General features: G+C 62.8%; 2 protein-coding genes. One reads left to right on the plus strand and one right to left on the minus strand.

The genetic code is table 11. The features are described 5' to 3' along the window. Positions 1-209 precede the first annotated feature (209 nt). Positions 210-1,751: an aminotransferase-like domain-containing protein gene (locus AC4FAH_RS07920; protein ID WP_284727524.1), complete on the plus strand. Its 1,542-nt coding sequence runs from the start codon at positions 210-212 to the stop codon at positions 1,749-1,751. A 52-nt stretch (positions 1,752-1,803) separates the two neighbouring features. Here the strand turns inward: AC4FAH_RS07920 and AC4FAH_RS07925 are convergent, their stop codons facing one another. Continuing rightward, entirely contained in the window at positions 1,804-2,889 is a 1,086-nt protein-coding gene (locus tag AC4FAH_RS07925; protein WP_284727523.1) for a hypothetical protein, read from the minus strand. Between the last annotated feature and the right edge of the window lie 264 nt (positions 2,890-3,153).

Below are 3,153 nucleotides of genomic sequence, written 5' to 3' on the forward strand. Positions count from 1 at the left end.
TGAAACACACGCTACCAGCGCCATGCCCGATGGCGAATAGACCAATTTTGCGTTTGACTGGACCAATCAGCAGGGGCTGCGGATAATCAGGGCTGAATGGGCGCTGCGCGCCGCCTGTCAGGCGAGTGGCTGGCGGGGGGGGGACGACCTCGGGATGCTGCGTGACAGCACTACGACAACGGCAACGACTATGGCAATGGGAGACCTGAATGGAACTGGCCGCGCTTGAGCCGCTGATCGAATGTTATCGCCGCCAGTCCGAGACGCTGGGCAAGCAGGTGCGGCTGGAGCAGGCGTTGCTCGAGGTGATTCGTGAGCAATGGCCACTGGGCGCGCGGCTGCCGCCGCATCGCAAGCTGTGTGAGGCGCTGGGAGTGGCGCGCAATACGCTGGCCTTGGCGATCAAGTCGCTGATCGAGGAGGGCTATCTGCACACCGGCCAGGGTCAGGGCACCTGGACGCGTCGCCCGCATGCGCGCCGGGCAAGCGCGGGGTCGGGGGAGATTGGGTCGGCGGAGTTAGGGCCGGGTGAATCAGGGTCGGGCGCGGCGGGGGCAGCACCGGCACCGCTGCCGTTGTCGGCTCGGGCCCGCAAGGTGTTGGGCGGGCAAGGGGCGAGTCTGATCCAGAGTGGTGCCTTCGTACCGGGCATCCCGGATATCGCGCGCTTTCCGATGCGCAAGTGGCGTCAGTTGTATGCGAGCGTGACGGTGCCCCACAACGCGCTGCTGCTGTCCTACTCCAGCGGCGGCTATGGCCCGCTCAAGCGTGAGATCCGCGATTTTCTGCGTCGTTGGCGCAATATCGATTGTGATACCCAGCAGATCATCATCACCGAGGGCACTCACCACGGCATCGAGCTGTGCGCGCTGGCGCTGGCGGATGCCGGGCAGCGGGTGGTAATGGAGTCGCCCTGTTATTGGGGCGCGCGCAATGTCTTTCTGGCCGCAGGCCTCGAGACCCGGCAGATTCCCTGGCGGCCGGTGAGCGATACGACGAGTGATACGACAAGTGAGGCAGGACACGATCTCACCTCGCTTGGCGACGGGCCGGTGCAGATCGCCTACTTTACCGGTTCGCACCACTATCCGCTGAGTGTGCCCACCTCGCGGCGTGACAAGCAGACACTCTGCGAGGCCTGTCAGCCTGCCTATATCCTCGAGGATGATTACGAGTTCAGTGGTGATGATCACGGCGAGCTGCTGTTTGATCCCGATTCCGGCAATCGCCTGCTGGTGGGCTCGTTCTCCAAGCTGATGTTTCCCGGGCTGCGGCTGGGCTATCTGGTAGTGCCGCGCGCGCTGGCCGGGCCGATGAATCGCCTGCGCAGCGAGGTGTTCCGTGAGGGGCGCATGCTGGATCAGGCGGTGCTGGCGCAGTTCATCGCCGATGGCGATCTGGACGCCTGGTATCAGCGCATCCAGCGCGATTATCTCGGCCGGCAGCAGGTGGTGCATGACCAGCTGTGTCAGGTGAAGGGTGTGATCAGCGTCTCACCGCCGTCGCGCGGCATCAGTCTGTGCGTGCAGTTCGCCCCCGAGATCGACGATCAGCGCGTCGCGCAGCTGATGGTCAAGGAGCACCTGATCGTGCGGCCACTGAGCATGGTCTGCAGCCGTGAGGATTCACGACGCGGGCTGGTGCTGGGGGTCGGCATGCTGGCGGGCGAGAGTCTGGTCAGCGAGGTGGCGCGCCTGAGACGCACGCTGGAGAGCATTCTGAGCATGCGGGATATTCGGCGCCACAACTGAAAACGCCTTCGCCGGACAGGCGAAGGCGTGGTATCGACGCTGATTGCGTGGGTTATTTTGCCTGCTGCATGCGCTCGGTCAGCTTGCGGAATTCCTCGCGCATGGCGCTGTTCTCGAAGCTGGTGGCGACCGGTACCTGCAGGCCGGCCAAGGTGTCGAAGGTCTTGACGCCCTGGCGGATCAGGTCGGCGACGTGGGCGCTGAGCTTGACGGTGCGATAGGTATTGGTCGCCACCGCAAGCTCGCGCTGGCTCTTGGTCAGAGAGGTCGTGACGCGGTCGCGCTGCTCGGTCACCAGCGAGCGATACAGGTTGATTGTCTTGAGCGTCAGCGCATTGGCGCGGATGTTGTTCTCCAGGCTCTCGCGTGATCCGCCTTGCTTGATCAGCGTGCGAGCTTCGCGCGTGGTGGCCTCGGCTTCGTCGGCGAAGCCTTGCAGTTGCGGCAATACCTCATCATTCACGCGCGTGATGAAGTCCTGCTGCATGGTCACGATCATGCGGTGAAGCATGACGACCATGCCGTAATAACGGCGCGCGTAGTCGAGGTTCTCGCCGCTGTCGCGGGTCAGCTCGGCGAGCTGCTGGGCCACCGACTTGATGCTGGCGAACACGACACTCATGGTCAACACATCATCGCCGACCACCGAGGACAGCCACACCTGCACCTGGTCCGGCGTCAGGGTGATGCCGATCTCCTCGAGTCGCGCGGCCAGCTTGCCTTCCAGCGTGGTCAGCTCGCCTTGATAGGCGGCGATGTTCTTCTCATGCGCGGCGATCAGCAGATCATAATCGCCGCGCGTGCTGGCGGTGAATTCGCGCAGGGTATCGGTGGGCGTGAGGCGCGTCAGCGTCGAGACATCGGTGTCCGGCGCGAGGATGCGCTTTTCCTTCAACTCGGAAATTTCGCTACGCGATTCGCGAATCTTGTCCTCGACCTGGCGATAGGTGCTGCGCAGTGTCGAGAGTTGTGGCACGTCGAGGGCCTGCATGGCTTCCTCGATCATCTCGTCCATATCGCTGCGCGCAGACGCTTGATCGCGGCTGATCCATGCCTCTTCCGGCAAGGTGTCCATTTCATCGAAATAGCTGACCGCCTTCTTCAGGGTGGCGAAGGCTTCCGGCTGGTCAAAGCGCATATCATCGTCTGACTGCGCTGTAGTGGGTACGAGAATCGCCAGAGATAAAGTGAGAGTTACCAGCATTCGCCATGTTGAGGTGGCGGGGCGAATGCGAGTGTCTTGCGGTGTGCCATGTGTCATTAAATAAACTCGGGTCAGCGTGAAGCACGGCAGCGCAGAGTAGCAAAATCGCTGACAGACGTCTCCGAGTGCAATGTGTGAAAGGTTTGGTCAGTGCGGTTGATAGGCTTGCGGCCGGCCGGTGAGAGGGTCGATGCGATC

The organism is Cobetia sp., assembly GCF_983723665.1.

Bases quoted from the DNA above. Each gene is read 5' to 3' on its own strand.
- AC4FAH_RS07925 (WP_284727523.1), bottom strand. From the start codon at position 2,889: ATGCGCTTTGACCAGCCGGAAGCCTTCGCCACCCTGAAGAAGGCGGTC.
- AC4FAH_RS07920 (WP_284727524.1), top strand. From the start codon at position 210: ATGGAACTGGCCGCGCTTGAGCCGCTGATCGAATGTTATCGCCGCCAG.